Raw genomic sequence first — 18603 nt, 5'->3', positions numbered from 1 at the left:
GGAATGCAATTGGTGCTGGTCGGGATGATCGAGTGTGGAAACCTGTGGGAGCGAGCCTGCTCGCTCCCACAGGGTAGGGTGTTCATCGTCAGGGGATCTAGATCGAAGGCGCCTGCTGCCGGCGCTTCCATTGACCCAGGCATTGCTGCAGGTCGAGCGGACTATGGATCTGTTGCTGGCGGGCACGACTGAACAGGATCAGCGCCAGCTCGGCCGTGGCCAGGGCGTCGGCGCTGGCGTTGTGTCGATCGACCACTTGCAGCTTGAACGCGGTGATCCAGTCGTCCAGGCCCGCCTTGCGCAGCGCTACCTGGGGGCAGAGCATCGGCGCCAGGTCGGCTACGTCGAGGAACGCGTGCTGTAAGCGATAACCCAGGTGGTCTTTCAGGGCGCGGCCGAGCATGTGGGCATCGAAAGGCGCATGGAAGGCCAGCAGCGGACTGTCGCCGACGAACTCCATGAACGCCAGCAGTGCTTCGGCCGGCTCGCTGCCGGCGGCGATTGCGCTCGGTGCCAGGCCATGGATCAACACGCTCGGCCCGAGCTTCTGCTTCTCGCATTGCAAGGTGCGCTCGAACTGTTGGCTGAAGTCGATGGCGCCGTCTTCGATCACCACCGCGCCGATGGACAGCACCTGATCCTTGTTCAGATTCAGGCCGGTGGTTTCCAGATCCACCACGACCCAGCGCTGCTCCCGCAGGCTGCGCTCATCCAGGGGCGACGGCGGCGAGAGGTTTTCCAGGCGTCGCTGCAACGCGTCCGGCAACATCGGCGCGGCCGGGCGCAACCAGGAAAACAGGTTCACAGTTGATACCTTAGCGTCAGGCTGCTTTGCAGGCGTTGGGCCTGGCGCAGGGATTCACGCAGGATCCGCCGATCCAGGTGATTGAGGCTGTCGGGGTCGACGCGGTTTGAGTAGGGCAGGTTCTCGCGGGTCTGCAACTGGTGTTGCTGCATGCGGGTCTGCTGGATGAAGTGGTAGGCCTCCTCATAGGCCGCGCCATCCAAGGGGTCGATCACTTCCCGGGCGACCAGCTGCCGCAGGCGTTCCAGAGTGTTGTTGGCTTCGATGCCATTGGCCAGTGCCAACAGGCGGGCGCCGTCGACGAAGGGCGTCAGGCCCTGCACTTTCAAATCCAGGGTGGCTTTCTCACCATTTTTGCGGCTCAGCACGAAATCCCTGAAACGCCCGACCGGTGGGCGATGACGCAAGGCGTTCTCGGCCAGCATGCGCTGGAACAGACGGTTATCCCCCACCTGATCGAGAATCTGCCGACGCAACTGTTCGCAACCTTGCTCATCGCCCCAGACCACCCGCAGGTCGAAATAGATGCTGGAGCCCAGCAGGTTTTCCGGCGTCGCTTCGCGAATGAAGGCGGCAAAGCGTCGGGACCATTCGGCGCGGGACAGGCACAGTTCGGGGTTGCCGGCCATGATATTGCCCTTGCACAGTGTGAAACCGCACAGCGCCAGGCTCTGGTTGATCTGTTGGGCGATGGGCAGCAGCAGGCCGCGGATCTGTGCCGCATGGGCCGCGTCCCGGGCCTCGAACAGGATGCCGTTGTCCTGATCGGTGTGCAGGGTTTGCTCGCGCCGGCCTTCACTGCCAAAGCACAACCAACTGAATGGCACTCCCGGATCGCCTTTCTCCGCCAGCGTCAGCTCGATGACCCGGCTCACGGTGTGGTCGTTGAGCAAGGTGATGATGTGGGTGATCTGGGTCGACGACGCGCCGTGGGCCAGCATGCGTTCCACCAGTTGGCCGATCTCGCCCCGCAAGGCCACCAGGTTTTCCACCCGTGGAGCGCTGCGGATGGTCCGGGCCAGGTGCACCAGGTCAACCCGCTGCAGGGAAAACAGATCCCGTTCCGACACTACGCCACACAGACGCTGTTCCTTGACCAGGCAGACATGGGCAATGTGGCGTTCGGTCATGGCAATCGCCGCGTCGAAGGCGCTGTGATCCGGCGAGAGAAAAAACGGTGCCTGGGTCATGTGCGCGGCGATGGCCTGGGAAAAGTCCCCGGAACCGTCGGCCACCACCTGTCGCAGGTCGCGCAGGGTAAAGATCCCCACCGGCGCCTTGCGTTCATCCACTACCACGATGCTGCCGACCTGCTGTTCATGCATCAGCTTTACGGCTTCGCGCAAAGGTGTGTCTGGGCCGCAACTCACCGGATGCCGCATCGCCAGTTCACCCAGGCGGGTATTCAGGGAGTATTGGGTGCCCAGGGTTTGCGCGGATTTCTGCTGGACCTGCTGGTTGACCTGATCGAGCAGGCTGCTGACCCCGCGCAGGGCGAAATCGCGGAATGGGCTGGATAAGGCAAACAGTTTGATGAACGCCTGCTTGTTCAACTGCAGGCAGAATGTATCTTCGCCGGCCCGGTGTTCGGTGCGCGTGGCCCGCTCACCCAGCAGGGCGGCAAGGGGAAAACATTCGCCGGTGGTGATTTCGAAAGTGGTCTCGGTGCCACCCTTGGCCGAATGCGGACGCTCTCCTACCACCCGGCCTTGCTTGACGATGTAGAAGTGCTCCACCGGACCGTCGGCCGGCTTGATGATGGTTTCACCCGGCGCGTAGAAGCGCAGCAGGCATTGTTCCACCAGAAAGGCCAGGTGAGCGTTCTCCATCTGGTTGAACGGGGGGAAGCGCTGGAGGAACTGCAACGTGCCCTGGATGTTCTGCAACACCGCGGTTTTCCCTGCCTGAATGAAGGCGTCCGCTTTTTTCATAACCATTGCGCAATCTTTTTTGAATTGTTGTGGTCGGATCTGTTCCCCATGGTCGACCTCTGAAGAGGGAGTGCCCATTGGACGTAAGTCTAGGTTCCGGCAACGGGGCCAGACCTACGGAAAAGTCCGGCACAAGCCCTGAAAAAATCTTCATTGAATTTTCTTGGAAAAAAATCCGACGAAGTGCACATTGAAGCGCTGCCGAACGATGTCTGACCACTGTGCCAGGGGATCGATTCAAGGAATGTAGAGAGCATCATGTCCGACCACGATATTTTGAGTGACGCCGAGCGCGAAGCGCTGAGCGCCGTCATGCTGGAGCCTGATCTGCCGCCGCAGCGAGTCTTGATCGTCGATGACGACAAGGATGCTCGCGAGCTGCTGTCGGAAATCCTGGCGCTGGACGGTATCCACTGCATGACCGCCGCCAGTGGCGAAACCGCACTCAGGATGCTGGAAACCCGGCCGTCTATCGGTCTGTTGATCACCGACCTGCGCATGGGCAATGTCGATGGCCTGGAACTGATCCGCCTGATCCGCGAGTCGGAGCGAGCGGCGCTGCCGATCATCATCGTGTCCGGCGATGCCGATGTGAAGGACGCCATCGAGGCGATGCACCTGAGCGTGGTGGACTTCCTGCTCAAGCCCATCGATACGGAGAAATTGCTGGGGCTGGTCAAGCGCGAGTTGGGGATGGATCTTTAAGCGACCATCCGCCACAAAGGCGGTTATGCAAACAAAAAAGGCCCTGATCGCAAGATCAGGGCCTTCTTCGTTTATCGCTACCGCTCAATCACAACCCATTGGCCGCCTTGAATTCACGGCGACGACGGTGCAGCACCGGCTCGGTGTAGCCGTTGGGCTGCCGGGTGCCTTCGATCACCAGTTCGACCGCCGCCTGGAAGGCGATGTTGCGGTCGAAGTCCGGTGCCAGCGGACGGTACAGCGGGTCGCTGGCGTTCTGACGGTCCACCACCGGCGCCATGCGCTTGAGGCTTTCCATCACCTGGTCCTGCGTGACGATGCCGTGGCGCAGCCAGTTGGCGATGTGCTGGCTGGAGATGCGCAGCGTCGCACGGTCTTCCATCAGGCCGATGTCGTTGATGTCCGGCACCTTGGAGCAACCGACGCCCTGGTCGATCCAGCGCACCACGTAACCGAGGATGCCCTGGGCATTGTTGTCCAACTCGTTTTTGATCTGCTCCGGCGTCCAGCTCGGCTCGACCGCCAGCGGGATGGTCAGGATGTCGTCCACCGAGGCGCGAGTCCGCTTGGCCAGTTCGGCCTGACGGGCGAACACGTCGACCTTGTGGTAATGCAATGCGTGCAACGCGGCGGCGGTCGGCGATGGAACCCAGGCGGTGTTGGCTCCGGCCATCGGATGGGCGATTTTCTGTTCGAGCATCGCCGCCATCAGGTCCGGCATGGCCCACATGCCCTTGCCGATCTGCGCACGACCTTGCAGGCCAGTGCTCAGGCCGATGTCGACGTTCCAGTTTTCGTAGGCGGCGATCCACTTCTCGGCTTTCATGTCGGCCTTGCGCACCATCGGGCCGGCTTCCATCGAGGTGTGGATTTCATCGCCGGTGCGGTCCAGGAAACCGGTGTTGATGAACACCACGCGCTCGCTGGCAGCCTTGATGCAGGCCTTGAGGTTGACCGTGGTACGGCGCTCCTCGTCCATGATCCCGACCTTGAGGGTATTGCGCGGCAGGTTCAGTACGTCTTCGACGCGACCGAACAGCTCGTTGGTGAACGCGGCTTCTTCCGGGCCGTGCATCTTCGGCTTGACGATGTACACCGAGCCGGTACGGCTGTTGCGGCGCGAGGTGTTGCCGTTGAGGCTGTGGATCGCCGCCAGGCTTGTCACCAGGCCGTCGAGAATGCCTTCCGGCACTTCGTTGCCGTCTTTGTCGAGGATCGCGTCGATGGTCATCAGGTGACCGACGTTGCGCACGAACAACAGCGAGCGGCCGTGCAGCGTCAGGCTGGAACCATCGACGGCGGTGTACGCGCGGTCCGGGTTCATGGTGCGGGTGAATGTCTGACCGCCCTTGGCGACCTGCTCCGACAGATCGCCTTTCATCAGGCCGAGCCAGTTGCGGTAGATCACCACCTTGTCATCGGCATCGACGGCGGCGACCGAGTCTTCGCAGTCCATGATGGTGGTCAGCGCGGCTTCCATCAGGATGTCTTTGACGCCGGCGGCGTCGGTCTGGCCGACCGGGGTGTTGGCATCGATCTGGATTTCGAAGTGCAGGCCGTTGTGCTTCAGCAGTACCGCGGTGGGGGCCGAGGCGTCGCCCTGGAAGCCGATCAGTTGGGCATCGTCACGCAAACCGCTGTTGCTGCCACCCTTGAGGGCGACCACCAGCTTGCCGTCGACGATCTTGTAACCAGTGGAATCGACGTGGGAGCCGGCCGCCAAGGGGGCTGCTTCGTCGAGGAAGGCGCGGGCGAAGGCAATGACCTTGTCGCCACGAACCTTATTGTAGCCTTTGCCTTTTTCCGCGCCATCGGCCTCGCTGATCGCGTCGGTGCCGTACAGCGCGTCGTACAACGAACCCCAGCGGGCGTTCGAAGCGTTGAGGGCGAAACGGGCATTCATCACCGGCACCACCAGCTGCGGTCCGGCCATGCGGGCGATTTCGTCATCGACGTTTTGGGTCGTAGCCTGGAAATCCGCGGCTTCTGGCAGCAGGTATCCAATGTCTTGCAGGAAGGCTTTGTAAGCCACGGCATCAAAGGCCTGGCCGGCCTTCGACTGGTGCCAGGCATCGATCCGAGCCTGGAAATCATCGCGTTTGGCGAGTAGGGCTTTGTTCTTCGGCGCCAGGTCGTGGATGACCTTGTCGGCGCCGGCCCAGAACTGGTCGGCGGTCAGACCGGTGCCGGGGATGGCTTCGTTGTTCACGAAGTCGAACAGGACTCTGGCGACCCGAAGGCCACCGACTTGAACGTGTTCAGTCATTGCTTGCCTCTCACTCTGCTCAGCTATTTCGCTTTTCAGCTCTTCGATTTTGACAATGAAGCCTCGGGACATTTAAACCACAACCCCCGGAACCAGTACATGCCATCGCTGGCGGCTGGGTAGGTCCTATCATGGGCGTTAAGCCTTGCTGACGGGGCTTTCAGGGATGCGACTGTGCCTTAAGCAGACATCGGTGCAACGTTATGTAGTGCCTGCTGGGGCATACTACATGAACAGTTGCGGTTGTGAAAATTAGACTAATTGCGTCGTTCCGCGACCGACTAAAGCAGTACGGTCACGACGAGACATCTGATGTTCTCAAAAAACCTATGAATTGTTCCATATAATTCTACAAGTCGTACACATGATCGTGGCCGGGGAGCGTGTCTGTGCGGATGGCGTGGCTTGCCTATACTCTTGCTTCTCACAACAAGAGGGCTGCGCCATGGACCATCTCGTCATCACTGTTTTTGCTCCGGACAAACCCGGGCAGGTCGAGCGCATCGCCCAATGCATTGCCGAGCACGGCGGTAACTGGCTGGAAAGCCGCATGTCGCATCTGGCCGGGCAGTTCGCTGGCATCCTGCGTCTCAGCGCCCCGGCCGAAGCCCATGAGGAACTGATCGAAGCCTTGCAGGGGTTGTCGATCCACGGCATCCGCGTGCTCATCGCGGAGAGCACGATCGAGGAGTCCTGCAGCTGGAAACCCATTGCCATGGAGCTGGTGGGTAACGACCGTCCCGGCATCGTGCGGGACATCACCCGCTTGTTGAGTGAGCAGGGCGTCAATGTCGAGCGGTTGGTGACCCATGTCGGGCCGGCGCCGATGAGCAGCGAATTGCTGTTTCACGCCGAAGCCATCCTGGGCGTGCCGCTGACCCTGTCGTTGGACACCTTGCAGGAACGTCTGGAAACCCTGGCCGATGAATTGATGGTGGAACTTAAACTCAGCGATGAGGGGTGACGCGGTTATCCAAGAAAAACCTGCACCTCCCTGTGGATAACCTGTAGAGACCCGACGCCAGCCCAGGCCCGGCGTGCCTTTGCTGGCGATGATCAAAATATCGCCAGTTTTCAAGGGCTTGTGCACAACCGGCGGGGATGACGCTGTGGATAACCTTGGGGCCGATCAACGCAGGCCACGTCCGGCGTGGCCTGTAGAGGGGTGTACGATTTTTGATCAGTTGCGTCGACGCATACTGATCACGGCGTCGACGCTGTATACCGCAAGCCCGGCCCAGATAAACAGGAATGCCACCAAGGTGCTGGACGACAGGTGCTCGCCGAACAGCAGCACTGCCAGCAGCAGCACCAATGTTGGTGCGATGTACTGAAGAAATCCCAGTGTGGTGTAGGGCAGGTGCCGGGCGGCGGCGTTGAAGCACACCAGCGGAACCAGCGTCACCGGGCCGGCCGCCACCAGCCACCAGGCTTCGGAGGTGGTCCAGAAGGCTGCCTGGGCACTGGTGGCCGTCGGATTGAACAGCAACCAGGCGATGGCGATCGGTACCAGCATCCAGGTTTCCACCACCAGCCCTGGCAAGGCCTTGACCGGGGCTTGCTTGCGAATCAGGCCGTAGAAGCCGAAGGTCAACGCCAACGCCAGGGACACCCACGGCAAACTGCCGACCTGCCAGACCTGCTGCGCTACGCCAACCGCCGCCAACCCCACCGCCAGCCATTGCATGCGCCGCAGCCGTTCGCCGAGGATCAGCATCCCCAGCAACACATTCACCAGCGGGTTGATGTAATAACCCAGGCTGGCTTCGAGCATGCGACCGTTGTTCACCGCCCAGACGTAGATCAGCCAGTTGGCCGCGATCAATGTGCCACTCAAGGCCAGGATCGCGAAGCGACGCGGATTGTCCCGCAGCTCGCGCCACCAACCCGGGTGTTTCCAGACCATCAGCAGCGCCGCACCGAAGAGCGCCGACCACAGCGCCCTGTGGATGATGATCTCCACGGCCGGCACGCTGGCGATGGCTTTGAAATAGATGGGGAACAAGCCCCAGATGATGTAGGCACTCAGGCCCAGGATATACCCGCGACGCGGATTGGCGGCTTGCATGCAGAATCCTTGCTTAGGCAGCTAACAAAGGAGTGATTGTAAGTAGATTTGTCAGGTTGGGGGTGAACCTTTATAGGCGACAACGCAAATCTTCCAGTGGGAGCGAGCCTGCTCGCGATGGCGGTGTGTCAGTCGGTAGCTGTTTGGACTGATGCACCGCCATCGCGAGCAGGCTCGCTCCCACAAGGACTTATGGTGATAGTCGGGGCTGCGCCCTTCAGAACAACTTCAACGGTTCTTCATTGAGCGCCGCCAGTTGTTCGCGCAACGCCAGTACCTGATCACCCCAATAGCGTTCGCTGCCGAACCACGGGAAGCTGCGGGGAAACGCCGGGTCGTCCCAGCGCCGTGCCAGCCAGGCGCTGTAATGCATCAGGCGCAGGGCGCGTAGGGGTTCGATCAGCGCCAGTTCCCGTGGGTCGAAGTCATGGAACTCCTGGTAGCCATCCATCAATTCCGATAACTGGCCCAGGCATGCCTGGCGGTCGCCGGCCAGCATCATCCACAGGTCCTGCACCGCCGGACCCATGCGACAGTCGTCGAGGTCGACGATGTGGAAGATTTCATCGCGACACATCATGTTGCCCGGGTGGCAGTCACCGTGCATGCGAATGTTCTGGTGGGGCGTGGCAGCGTAGGCGTCTTCGACACGCTTGAGCAGATCCCTTGCCACCGACTCGTAGGCCGGAAGCAGGCCGCGGGGGACAAAACCACTTTCCAGCACGGTCGCCAGTGAGTCATGGCCGAAGTTTTTCACCGCCAGGGCTTCGCGGTGTTCGAACGGACGGCTGGCGCCTACCGCGTGCAGGCGCCCGAGCAATTGCCCCAGGCGATACAACTGGTCGAGGTTGCCTGGCTCCGGTGCACGGCCGCCGCGCCGAGGGAACAGGGTGAAGCGAAACCCGGCGTGTTCGTGCAGGCTGGCGCCGTTGTGAACCAGTGGTGCCACCACTGGGACTTCGCAATCGGCGAGCTCGAAAGTGAAGCGGTGTTCTTCCAGGATCGCCTCGTTGGTCCAACGCTGGGGACGATAGAACTTGGCGATCAGCGGCTCGGCGTCTTCGATGCCGACCTGATAGACACGGTTTTCGTAGCTGTTGAGGGCCAGCACACGGGCGTCGCTGAGGAAACCGATACTTTCTACGGCATCGAGCACCAGGTCGGGCGTGAGGGTTTCGAACGGATGGGACATGCTGACTCCTGCGCAGCGGCAGGGCTGCCGCGTCCGGCCCAGCATGGTAGCGCAGACGGAGGCAGATAGGTGGCGGCTGTGCTGAAGCCATCGCGAGCAGGCTCGCTCCCACATTGGATCTTCAATGTTGCTGATCCTTGTGGGAGATTCTATGGTGCAGGACTAGCCCCCTAGATGCATTTTGGTAGGTATTCGCTCTGGTTCTTCAACAGAGCGAATACCACTCGCGCCAGTTTGCGGGCCAGTGCCACCAGTGCTTGGGTTGTGCTAAGTCCTCGAGCCCTTAGGGCCTCATAAAATCCCCTCCACGCCGCGGTGCGGCTCGCCGACATTGCGGCGTTGTGCAGCAAACGACGCGCCTCTGGATCACCTCGTTTAGACAAGCAACGGCGCCCCTTCTTTTTCCCCGAGTCCGCTATTCGCAAGTCCAAGCCCAGAAAAGCGATGAAAGCATCGGCATTTCTGAAGTCCCCACGCTGAAACGACGTGATTAAACGGGCACCACTCAACAAGCCGATGCCTTCGACTTTCATGCAGCGCTTGAGCTGATGAGCCAAACCGGCTTGTTCCAACTGCGTCTGGATTGTTTTGTCGATCAAGGTTTCCAGTCTCTGCATTGCAGCTATCTGGTTCTCGAACGCCGTTTTGAGCAACGGTTCGTTCGCCCAGCTTTGCTTGAGGCTGACACGTGCTTGAACCAAAGCTGCCCGGCGTCGGAAAAGGCTTATAAGCCGGCAATACAGCGGCGATGGTGGAGTCCATGGGTGCAGAAGGTGGCCTTCGTTGCTCAAGTAGCGAGCCAGCAATCGAGCATCCAGCGCATCAGTTTTAGCGCGAATCTTCACACCTTTGCGGTAATGACTGAGCTCGTAACCGTCGATCACATAGATCACACAGCCTTGCGCATAAGCCAGATTGACGAATTCCTGGTGATAGATATTGGTGGCTTCGATGGCAACATCCACTGGCGCGGGCAATGCCTTGAGCCACTTCTTGATCGCAGCTTTAGTGTTGGGGATCGTTTCGAGTCGATCAGATTCGGCGTGATAAATCACCAACTCGTCCTTGGCGACATCGACACCTACGATCGACTGGGTGATGGCGACGGGCATTGCCATTGAAAGTCCTCCGGGCTAAGGTTTGAACACTTGAAGGGGTCACCCAGAGGCGCAGGCTTGTTCCTATCGTCGGTCTAGGCCAGATGCATTCTTTATCGGCGCTTGGGTGAAAGGAGGAGGGGTGATATCTCCCACGGTCTGTACTGCGGCTAACAGTCAGAATCGAGCCTTGTCCCTCCTCCTCCCTTCAAGTCCTACCATACAAGCGAGCCTGCTCGCGATGGGGCCTTATCAGGCGCCGATGATGCCGCCATCCTCACGGGTAATCACCATCACCGACGAGCGCGGCTTGCCGTTGGGCAGGTGCTCGGGGAAGGTCGAACCGCCGTTTTCGCCAGGGTGCTGGATGCCGACGAACAAGGCCTTCTGGTCCGGCGCGAAGCTGATGCCAGTCACTTCGCAGCCCACCGGCCCGACCATGAACCGGCGGATTTCGCCGCTGTCGGGATCGGCGCAGAGCATCTGGTTGTTGCCCATGCCGGCGAAATCCCCGGTGTTGCTGACGTCGCCGTCGGTGAGGATCCACAGCCGGCCGGCCTGGTCGAAACCCAGGCCATCGGGGCTATTGAACATGTTCTGCGGGTTGACGTTGGAGGAACCTGCTTTCGGCGTGCCGGCATGTACGGTCGGATTGCCGGCCACCACGAACAGGTCCCAGCTGAAGGTCATGGATGCGTGGTCGTCGCGGTCGGTGCGCCAGCGCAGGATCTGTCCATAGACGTTCTTGGCCCGAGGGTTGGGGCCACCCACCGGTTGACCGTCTTCGCCGCGCTTGGCGTTGTTGGTCAGGGTGCAATAGACCTGACCGTCTTTCGGGCTGACCACGATCCATTCCGGGCGGTCCATCCGTGTGGCGCCCACGGCACTGGCAGCCAGGCGCGCATGGATCAGCACTTCGGCCTGGTCGGCGAAGCCGCTGCCGGCATCGAGGCCGTTCTTGCCATGGGTCAGCTCGATCCACTGGCCCTTGCCTTTCGGATGGTCCGGGTTGCCGTCGCCGGCGTCGAAGCGCGCCACATATAAGGTGCCGTGGTCCAACAGGTTGCGGTTGGCCTTGGGGTTCTTGTGATCGATGCGCTCGCGGCTGACGAATTTGTAGATGAATTCGCCACGCTCGTCGTCGCCCATGTAGACCACGGCATGACCATCCTTGGTTTGTGCCAGGGCGGCGTTCTCATGTTTGAAACGGCCCAGGGCGGTACGCTTCACTGGCGTCGACTCGGGGTCGAACGGATCGATTTCCACCACCCAGCCATGGCGATTGAGTTCGTTGGGGTTCTTCGCCAGGTCGAAGCGCGGATCGAACAGGTGCCAGTTGATCTCACGGCTGGTGACGGTGGCGCCGTAGCGCTTTTGCGCTTCATCGAACTGCAGATCGGACGTGCTGCTGCCAAAGCAGTCGGTGAAGTTTTCTTCGCAGGTCAGGTAAGTCCCCCACGGCGTCATGCCGTTGGCACAGTTCTGGAAGGTGCCGAGGACTTTCTTGCCGCTCTTGTCAGCGCTGGTTTTCAGCAGTTGATGTCCGGCCGCCGGCCCGCTCAGTTCAATCGGCGTGTTGCCATGGATCCTGCGGTTGTAGCGCGATCCCTGGACGAACTGCCATTGGCCACCCTGGCGCTTCACTTCGATCACCGATACGCCTTCGCTGGCCTGGGCCTTGTGCACGTCTTCGGCCGACTGCGGCTGGCCGCCATGGGCGAAGAGGTAGCGATAGTTGGTGTATTCGTTGTTGATCGCCATCAGCGCGCGATTCTCGTCGCCAGGGAACGGGAACAGGCTCATGCCGTCGTTGTTGTCGCCGAATTGCATTTCCTGGTCGCGGGCGGTGCCATTGCCACTGGGGTCGAATGCGGCGGCGTTCTTCTGCAAGGGCTGGCCCCAACTGATCAGCACCGAGGACTTGTAGCCGGGCGGCAGGGTGAGGGTGTCGGTCGTGGCGGCGGCGATGCTGTCGAAGCCCAGCAACTTGCTGTTGCCTTCGCTGACGGCGGCGGCCAGGGCGCTGCGGCTGAGCAGGTTGCCGCCCAGGAACATCGCCGCGCCGCACAGGGCGCCGGCGCTGATGAAGCTGCGGCGGCTCAGGCCGACGATCTTTTCCAGGTCGGTGGATTGGTTTTCTTCTAATAAGCTCATCTAAGGCTCCCTGCTGGTTTTGGCAGTCACCTTAAAGCGGGTCGATGAAGCTTTTGTTTCAGTGCGCTTATAGCGGGGTCCCGAGCAACACATTCGTTGCTGAAAACACCACTTGCACCGGTGAACCGGTGTTCAGGTGGCGCGCTTGCAGTTGGAGCGGGTCGGCCAGGGCACAGAGGGTCTGGCCATTGGGCAAGCCGATGCGCACTTCGCTGGGACCGTCGGTGGCCGTGGCGATATGCTCGATGACGCCTTGCAGAACATTCATGCCCGATGTTTCCAAAGGCCCGTTTGGAAACAGTTCCAGCCAGCCGGCCTTGATCAGCGCAACCACCTCGGTGCCGATAGCCAGTTCCAGGCGTACCGTGCTGTCGTGGGTGATCTGCGCATCGATGACCAGGCCACGGGCCAACTCCAGGCGCACCCGGTCGTTATGGCCTTGGGTTTCGATGCCGAGGACTTTGCCGTGCAGCTGATTGCGGGCGCTGGTGCGCAGCATCAGGCGACTCAACAGGCCGAAGTCCCCGGCGTCTTCGCTCGCTTCCAGCAACTGCGCCTGCAAGGTTTGCAGGCGCAGGTACAGGCGCAGCACCCGCTGCCCTTCTTCCGATAGCCTGGCACCACCGCCGCCCTTGCCGCCGACGCTGCGCTCCACCAACGGTTGGTTCGCCAGGTTGTTCAACTCATCGATGGCGTCCCACGCCGCCTTGTAGCTCAGCCCTGCGCTCTTGGCAGCACGGGTGATGGAGCCTTGCTCGGCGATGTGCTGCAACAGGGCGATGCGTTGTGGACGCCGGACAATGTGTTGGGTCAGAAGCGTGGGTAAGGACATGGCGGAAACTGTGCGCGAGGGTGAATGAATGACGTTGGCGCCTCGGTCGCCGCGCGTCAAGCCGGTTCACCGGGTTTGGGCGTGCGCGCCAGGCAATACACATCGACCCGGGTGGCACCGCCGTCGAGCAGCAGTTGGGCCAGCGTCTGGGCGGTTGCGCCGGTGGTGAGTACATCGTCCACCAGGGCCAGATGACGGTTGCGCAATGGAGCATCGGGCGCGAGTGTGAAGGCCTGGCGCAGATTCCGGCGCCGGGCCCTGGCATCGAGTGCCTGTTGCGCCGGGGTGTCGTGGGTGCGCAGCAGCAGGTGCTCTTCGCAGGGAAGTTGCAACGCAGCGCCGAGCCAACGCGCCAGCAGGGTCGCCTGGTTGAAGCCGCGCTGGCGCAGGCGTCGTCCTGCCAGCGGCACCGGGACAAGAGCGTCGGGCCGTTCCAGGCCTTCATCGAAATGATGTTGCAGCGATTGCGCCAACAGTTCGCCCATGAGTCGACCGAGAGGCCATTTTGCCTGGTGCTTGAAACGGGTGATCAGGCTGTCCACCGGGAAATCGTAAGCCCAAGGCGCCAGGACCCGCTCGAAGGCCGGTGGTTGCGCGGCGCATTGCCCGCAACGCAGCCCGGCCATGGGCAGCGGCAGGGCACAGACGACGCATTGATCACCGAGCCAGGGCAATTCGCTTTCGCAGGGTGTGCAGATCGGCTGCTGCGTATCGGTGGTGTCGCCGCACAGGAGGCAGGATTGTTTGTTTTTTAACCAGATGTAAACCGGTCCTTCGTATCGTGGTTGACAGCGCATGACTCTTCCTTAAATATGCCGAACATCCGTGTCGCGCCTGTGGGTATTGCGTGCCCTCAGTCGCCAGCCAAGCATAATCAAGGAAATACCGATGAGCGCCAGCACCACTGCCAACCTGCGTCATGACTGGTCTTTGGCTGAAGTCAAAGCACTTTTTGTCCAGCCGTTCAATGACCTGCTGTTCCAGGCGCAGACCGTGCACCGCGCGCATTTCGACGCCAACCGCGTCCAGGTTTCCACGCTGCTGTCGATCAAGACCGGCGCCTGCCCGGAAGATTGCAAATATTGTCCGCAATCCGGTCACTACAACACCGGGCTGGACAAGGAAAAACTGCTGGAAGTGCAGAAGGTCCTCGAAGAGGCCGCGCGTGCCAAGGCCATCGGTTCGACCCGTTTCTGCATGGGCGCGGCGTGGAAGCACCCGTCCGCCAAGGACATGCCCTACGTGTTGGAAATGGTCAAAGGCGTGAAGGCCATGGGCCTGGAAACCTGCATGACCCTGGGGCGTCTCGACCAGGAGCAGACCGAGGCACTGGCCCAGGCTGGCCTGGATTACTACAACCACAACCTCGATACCTCGCCGGAGTTCTACGGCAGCATCATCACCACCCGGACCTACAGCGAGCGCCTGCAAACCCTGGCCTACGTGCGCGATTCCGGGATGAAGATCTGCTCCGGCGGCATCCTCGGCATGGGCGAGTCCCTGGACGACCGCGCCAACCTGCTGATCCAGCTGGCGAACCTGCCGGAGCATCCGGAGTCGGTGCCGATCAACATGCTGGTCAAGGTCGCCGGCACGCCGCTGGAAAATGCCGAGGACGTCGACCCGTTCGATTTCATCCGCATGCTCGCCGTGGCGCGGATCCTGATGCCCAAGTCCCATGTCCGCCTGTCCGCCGGTCGCGAGGCGATGAACGAGCAGATGCAGGCCCTGGCGTTCCTGGCCGGCGCCAACTCGATTTTCTACGGCGACAAACTGCTGACCACCGCCAACCCGCAGGCCGACAAGGACATGCAATTGTTCGCACGCCTGGGCATCCAGCCCGAAGCCCGCGAAGAACATGCCGACGAAGTGCACCAGGCCGCGATTGAACAGGCGCTGGTGGAGCAGAAGAGCAGCGAGCAGTTCTATAACGCGGCTGTCTGATCGATCCCCGATTTTTCTGTTTGGAATGGGGGCCCTGTGGGAGCGAGCCTGCTCGCGATGGCGATAGCGCATTCAATATTTACGTCGAATGACACACCGCCATCGCGAGCAGGCTCGCTCCCACAAGGGAACCCTGCAATCTTTGAATAGTGGTCACCCCGAGGCCAGCATGCCCTTCGATCTCGCCGCACGCCTGGCTGCCCGTCGTGCCGAAAACCTCTACCGCCAGCGTCCGCTGCTCGAAAGCCCACAGGGGCCGGAGGTGGTGGTGGATGGCCAACCGTTGCTGGCGTTCTGCAACAACGACTACCTGGGCCTGGCCAATCACCCGCAGGTGATCGAAGCCTGGCGTGCCGGAGCGGCTCGTTGGGGAGTGGGTGGCGGTGCTTCCCACCTGGTGATCGGCCATAGCGGTCCGCATCACGCCCTGGAGGAAGCCCTTGCCGATCTCACCGGTCGTCCGCGGGCGCTGCTGTTCACCACCGGCTACATGGCCAACCTCGGCGCCGTGACCGCGCTGGTCGGGCAGGGCGATACGGTGCTGGAGGACCGGCTCAATCATGCGTCGTTGCTCGACGCCGGGCTGTTGTCTGGCGCGCGTTTCAGCCGTTACCTGCACAACGATGCGCAAAGTCTGGCCAGCCGTCTGGAGAAGGCCACCGGTAATACCCTGGTGGTCACCGACGGGGTCTTCAGCATGGATGGCGACATCGCCGACCTGCCGGCCCTGGCCCGTGAAGCCAAGGCCAGGGGCGCCTGGTTGATGGTCGACGATGCCCACGGTTTCGGTCCGTTGGGCGCCAACGGGGGCGGCATTGTCGAACACTTCGGCCTCAGCCAGGACGACGTGCCGGTGCTGGTCGGCACCTTGGGCAAGGCCTTCGGCACCGCTGGCGCCTTTGTGGCCGGCAGTGAAGAACTGATCGAGAGCCTGATCCAGTTTGCCCGTCCCTACATCTACACCACCAGCCAACCGCCGGCCCTGGCCTGCGCCACGCTGAAAAGCCTTGAACTGTTGCGCAGCGAGCATTGGCGGCGCGAGCATCTGCAGGTGTTGATCCGTCAGTTCCGTCATGGCGCGGAGCAGATCGGCCTGCAACTGATGGACAGCTTCACGCCGATCCAGCCGATTCTGATCGGCGATGCCGGGCGAGCGATGCGCCTGTCGCAGATGCTGCGCGAACGGGGGCTGATGGTCACTGCAATACGGCCGCCCACCGTGCCGGCCGGCAGCGCCCGTTTGCGCGTGACCCTGACAGCCGCCCACAGCGAGGCCCAGGTACAACTATTGTTGAATGCACTGGCCGAGTGTTTTGCCCTGCTGGGGCCGGAGGCAAGCCATGCGTGATCGATTGATATTGCTGCCCGGTTGGGGTCTGGGCGTTTCCCCGCTGGAGCCGCTGGCCGCTGCGCTGCACGGGCTCGATGAACACCTGCGGGTGGAGATCGAACCGTTGCCGGCCCTGACCACGAGCGATCCCGAAGAATGGCTCGACGAACTGGACGCCTGCGTGCCCCAGGACGCCTGGTTGGGCGGCTGGTCCCTGGGCGGCATGTTGGCCTCCGAGCTGGCTGCGCGCCGGGGCGAACGTTGCTGCGGGCTGCTGACCCTGGCGAGCAATGCTGCGTTTGTGGCCCATGAACAATGGCCGAGCGCGATGGCCAGAGACACGTTCGACGGCTTCCTCGCCGGCTGTGCCGCCGATCCACGCCAGACCCTCAAACGCTTCAGTTTATTGTGTGCCCAGGGTTGCAGCGACCCCCGCGGGTTGGCGAGGCTGCTACTGGCCGGGGCACCGAACACCGCACCGGAAGTGTCGTTGGCGGGTCTGCAGGTGCTGGCGCAGTTGGATACCCGTGCCGCTTTGCAGCGCTTCCGTGGTCCGCAACTGCATCTGTTTGCCGGGCTCGACGCCCTCGTGCCGGCCGAGGCCGCGAGTGAACTGCTGGCATTGTTGCCGGATGTCGAAATCGGCCTGATCGAACAGGCCGGTCATGGATTCCTCCTGGAAGACCCGCACGGTGTCGCGGGGGCGATCCAGGCCTTTTTGCATGAGGCCGGTGATGACTGATCTATCCCTTCCCAAATTGCCCGGCGCCTTGCCTGACAAGCGCCAGGTGGCGGCTTCGTTTTCCCGGGCGGCGGCCAGCTATGACAGCGTGGCCGAATTGCAGCGCGACGTCGGTCAGCAGTTGCTGCAGCAGTTACCTGCTTCGCTGGTGCCGGGGCGCTGGATGGACGTGGGGTGCGGCACCGGTCACTTCACCCGGGCGCTGGGTGCGCGCTTCGGCGTGGCGGGCGGCGTTGCGCTGGATATCGCTGAAGGGATGCTCATTCATGCCCGGCCTCAGGGCGGGGCTGCGCATTTCGTGGCCGGTGACGCGGAGCGTTTGCCCTTGCAGGCGTCGAGCTGCGACCTGGTGTTCTCCAGCCTTGCAGTGCAGTGGTGTGCCGATTTTGCCTCGGTGTTGAGTGAGGTGCATCGTGTACTGAAGCCGGACGGGATCTTTGCCTTCACCAGCCTCTGTGTCGGTACGTTATACGAATTGCGCGACAGCTGGCGCCAGGTGGACGGCCTGGTGCACGTCAACCGTTTCCGGGAATTCGAAACCTATCGACAGCTGTGCATGGAAAGCGGGTTGAAGGTCGTCAGCCTCGAGAACCGTCCCCATGTGTTGTATTACCCGGACGTACGCAGCCTGACCCATGAATTGAAATCCCTGGGTGCTCATAATCTGAATCCCGGCCGCCCGGGTGGGTTGACCGGCAGAGCGAGGATCCTGGGGATGATGGAAGCCTATGAGCGATTTCGTCGGGCAGAAGGATTGCCCGCGACCTATCAGGTGGTCTACGCCGTGCTGGAGAAATCCCTATGAGCCAGGCTTATTTCATCACCGGCACCGACACCGACGTGGGCAAGACCACTGTTGCGGCTGGCTTGCTGCACGCGGCACGACAGGCCGGCATGAGCACCGCCGCCGGCAAGCCCGTGGCCTCCGGTTGCGAAGTCACGCCCAAAGGCCTACGCAATGCCGACGCTCTGGCCCTGCTCGCGGAATGCTCGGTGCCACTGACGTATGCCCAGGTCAACCCGGTGGCGTTCGAGCCGGCCATCGCACCACATCTGGCGGCCCGGGAAGCCGGCGTGGCATTGACGGTTCAGTCGTTGTTGGGGCCGATGCGTGACGTACTGGCCCTGCAAGCCGATTTCACCTTGATTGAAGGTGCGGGCGGCTGGCGTGTTCCGTTGGCCGATCAGGACAATCTCTCGGACCTGGCAATGGCCCTGGGCCTGCCGGTGATCCTGGTGGTAGGGGTACGGCTGGGCTGCATCAGCCACGCGTTGCTCAGCGCCGAAGCCATTGCCCGGGATGGGCTGCAATTGGCCGGTTGGGTGGCGAATATCGTCGACCCCAAGACGTCGCGCCTGGAGGAAAACCTGGCCACGCTCGCCGAGCGCCTTCCGGCACCGTGCCTGGGCCGGGTGCCACGAATCAAGGGCGTGACGGCGGAAGCCGTGGCTGGGCACCTGCATCTGGACCTGCTGGATTAGGGTTTACCTATAACAAGGCACTGTGCCATTAGTGTTTTTGTCGGGCCTTTTTCTA

Annotated in this window: 16 protein-coding genes; 7 read left to right on the top strand and 9 right to left on the bottom strand. The window is 61.9% G+C overall.

Annotated features, from left to right (window positions below; translation table 11 throughout):
* Positions 1-97 precede the first annotated feature (97 nt).
* Positions 98-805: a 3'-5' exonuclease gene (locus N005_RS17310; RefSeq protein ID WP_047702331.1), complete on the bottom strand. Its 708-nt coding sequence runs from the start codon at positions 803-805 to the stop codon at positions 98-100.
* Positions 802-2742 carry a putative nucleotidyltransferase substrate binding domain-containing protein gene (locus tag N005_RS17305; RefSeq protein WP_047702330.1) on the bottom strand — a complete coding sequence of 647 codons (1941 nt, stop codon included), beginning with the start codon at positions 2740-2742 and terminating at the stop codon, positions 802-804. Before N005_RS17305 ends, N005_RS17310 begins: the two co-directional genes overlap by 4 nt.
* A gap of 252 nt (positions 2743-2994) precedes the next feature.
* Between N005_RS17305 and N005_RS17300 the strand changes: the two genes are divergently transcribed.
* Positions 2995-3441: a response regulator gene (locus N005_RS17300; protein WP_047702329.1), complete on the top strand. Its 447-nt coding sequence runs from the start codon at positions 2995-2997 to the stop codon at positions 3439-3441.
* 88 nt (positions 3442-3529) lie between these two features.
* Here N005_RS17300 and N005_RS17295 read toward each other — a convergent pair whose 3' ends face one another.
* Positions 3530-5707 (bottom strand): malate synthase G, encoded by a 2178-nt coding sequence (locus N005_RS17295; protein WP_047702328.1) that lies wholly within the window; start codon positions 5705-5707, stop codon positions 3530-3532.
* A gap of 445 nt (positions 5708-6152) precedes the next feature.
* Here N005_RS17295 and N005_RS17290 point away from each other — a divergent pair, with 445 nt between their 5' ends.
* On the top strand, positions 6153-6671 hold the full coding sequence (locus N005_RS17290; RefSeq protein ID WP_047702327.1) for a glycine cleavage system transcriptional repressor: 519 nt from the start codon (positions 6153-6155) through the stop codon (positions 6669-6671).
* A 216-nt stretch (positions 6672-6887) separates the two neighbouring features.
* Here N005_RS17290 and rarD read toward each other — a convergent pair whose 3' ends face one another.
* The 6 genes from rarD to N005_RS17260 all read right to left on the bottom strand — a co-directional run bounded on the left by rarD (position 6888) and on the right by N005_RS17260 (position 13847).
* Entirely contained in the window at positions 6888-7775 is an 888-nt protein-coding gene (gene rarD, locus N005_RS17285) for an EamA family transporter RarD (protein ID WP_047702326.1), read from the bottom strand.
* 217 nt (positions 7776-7992) lie between these two features.
* Entirely contained in the window at positions 7993-8967 is a 975-nt protein-coding gene (locus N005_RS17280) for a serine/threonine protein kinase (RefSeq protein ID WP_047702325.1), read from the bottom strand.
* 170 nt (positions 8968-9137) lie between these two features.
* Complete coding sequence (locus N005_RS17275; protein ID WP_047702324.1) at positions 9138-10085, bottom strand: IS110 family transposase; 948 nt, start codon at positions 10083-10085, stop codon at positions 9138-9140.
* 231 nt (positions 10086-10316) lie between these two features.
* The gene (locus tag N005_RS17270; RefSeq protein WP_047702323.1) at positions 10317-12218 is read right to left on the bottom strand and encodes a PhoX family protein; all 1902 of its coding nucleotides are present in this window, start codon (positions 12216-12218) and stop codon (positions 10317-10319) included.
* Positions 12219-12285: 67 nt separating this feature from the next.
* On the bottom strand, positions 12286-13050 hold the full coding sequence (locus tag N005_RS17265; RefSeq protein WP_047702322.1) for a TOBE domain-containing protein: 765 nt from the start codon (positions 13048-13050) through the stop codon (positions 12286-12288).
* Between the two features lie 56 nt (positions 13051-13106).
* Positions 13107-13847, bottom strand: coding sequence for a ComFC family protein (locus tag N005_RS17260; RefSeq protein ID WP_047702321.1), 741 nt, complete (start codon positions 13845-13847; stop codon positions 13107-13109).
* A 91-nt stretch (positions 13848-13938) separates the two neighbouring features.
* Between N005_RS17260 and bioB the strand changes: the two genes are divergently transcribed.
* The 5 genes from bioB (at position 13939) to bioD (ending at position 18548) form a co-directional block, all read left to right on the top strand.
* Positions 13939-14994 (top strand): biotin synthase BioB, encoded by a 1056-nt coding sequence (bioB, locus tag N005_RS17255; protein WP_024779415.1) that lies wholly within the window; start codon positions 13939-13941, stop codon positions 14992-14994.
* A gap of 169 nt (positions 14995-15163) precedes the next feature.
* Entirely contained in the window at positions 15164-16342 is a 1179-nt protein-coding gene (bioF, locus tag N005_RS17250) for an 8-amino-7-oxononanoate synthase (protein ID WP_047702320.1), read from the top strand.
* On the top strand, positions 16335-17066 hold the full coding sequence (locus N005_RS17245) for an alpha/beta fold hydrolase (protein ID WP_047702319.1): 732 nt from the start codon (positions 16335-16337) through the stop codon (positions 17064-17066). The genes bioF and N005_RS17245 overlap by 8 nt, the downstream gene beginning before the upstream one ends.
* Positions 17059-17871, top strand: a complete 813-nt coding sequence (gene bioC / locus N005_RS17240) for a malonyl-ACP O-methyltransferase BioC (protein ID WP_047702318.1) — start codon at positions 17059-17061, stop codon at positions 17869-17871. The genes N005_RS17245 and bioC overlap by 8 nt, the downstream gene beginning before the upstream one ends.
* Entirely contained in the window at positions 17868-18548 is a 681-nt protein-coding gene (gene bioD / locus N005_RS17235) for a dethiobiotin synthase (protein WP_047702317.1), read from the top strand. The genes bioC and bioD overlap by 4 nt, the downstream gene beginning before the upstream one ends.
* Positions 18549-18603: the final 55 nt, after the last annotated feature.

The sequence above is a fragment of the Pseudomonas mediterranea CFBP 5447 genome (genome assembly GCF_000774145.1).
Classification (GTDB): domain Bacteria; phylum Pseudomonadota; class Gammaproteobacteria; order Pseudomonadales; family Pseudomonadaceae; genus Aquipseudomonas; species Aquipseudomonas mediterranea.
Note: the sequence above shows the minus strand (reverse complement) of the source record. Positions and strands in the feature narration are given on the sequence as shown.

What these genes read in the sequence shown, in the direction of transcription:
- N005_RS17260 (WP_047702321.1), bottom strand. Translation starts at nt 13,847, where the DNA reads ATGCGCTGTCAACCACGATACGAAGGACCGGTTTACATCTGGTTAAAA.
- N005_RS17290 (WP_047702327.1), top strand. Translation starts at nt 6,153, where the DNA reads ATGGACCATCTCGTCATCACTGTTTTTGCTCCGGACAAACCCGGGCAG.
- bioC (WP_047702318.1), top strand. Translation starts at nt 17,059, where the DNA reads ATGACTGATCTATCCCTTCCCAAATTGCCCGGCGCCTTGCCTGACAAG.
- N005_RS17270 (WP_047702323.1), bottom strand. Translation starts at nt 12,218, where the DNA reads ATGAGCTTATTAGAAGAAAACCAATCCACCGACCTGGAAAAGATCGTC.
- N005_RS17245 (WP_047702319.1), top strand. Translation starts at nt 16,335, where the DNA reads ATGCGTGATCGATTGATATTGCTGCCCGGTTGGGGTCTGGGCGTTTCC.
- N005_RS17265 (WP_047702322.1), bottom strand. Translation starts at nt 13,050, where the DNA reads ATGTCCTTACCCACGCTTCTGACCCAACACATTGTCCGGCGTCCACAA.
- N005_RS17300 (WP_047702329.1), top strand. Translation starts at nt 2,995, where the DNA reads ATGTCCGACCACGATATTTTGAGTGACGCCGAGCGCGAAGCGCTGAGC.
- bioD (WP_047702317.1), top strand. Translation starts at nt 17,868, where the DNA reads ATGAGCCAGGCTTATTTCATCACCGGCACCGACACCGACGTGGGCAAG.
- rarD (WP_047702326.1), bottom strand. Translation starts at nt 7,775, where the DNA reads ATGCAAGCCGCCAATCCGCGTCGCGGGTATATCCTGGGCCTGAGTGCC.
- bioF (WP_047702320.1), top strand. Translation starts at nt 15,164, where the DNA reads ATGCCCTTCGATCTCGCCGCACGCCTGGCTGCCCGTCGTGCCGAAAAC.
- N005_RS17275 (WP_047702324.1), bottom strand. Translation starts at nt 10,085, where the DNA reads ATGGCAATGCCCGTCGCCATCACCCAGTCGATCGTAGGTGTCGATGTC.
- N005_RS17280 (WP_047702325.1), bottom strand. Translation starts at nt 8,967, where the DNA reads ATGTCCCATCCGTTCGAAACCCTCACGCCCGACCTGGTGCTCGATGCC.
- bioB (WP_024779415.1), top strand. Translation starts at nt 13,939, where the DNA reads ATGAGCGCCAGCACCACTGCCAACCTGCGTCATGACTGGTCTTTGGCT.
- N005_RS17305 (WP_047702330.1), bottom strand. Translation starts at nt 2,742, where the DNA reads ATGGTTATGAAAAAAGCGGACGCCTTCATTCAGGCAGGGAAAACCGCG.
- N005_RS17295 (WP_047702328.1), bottom strand. Translation starts at nt 5,707, where the DNA reads ATGACTGAACACGTTCAAGTCGGTGGCCTTCGGGTCGCCAGAGTCCTG.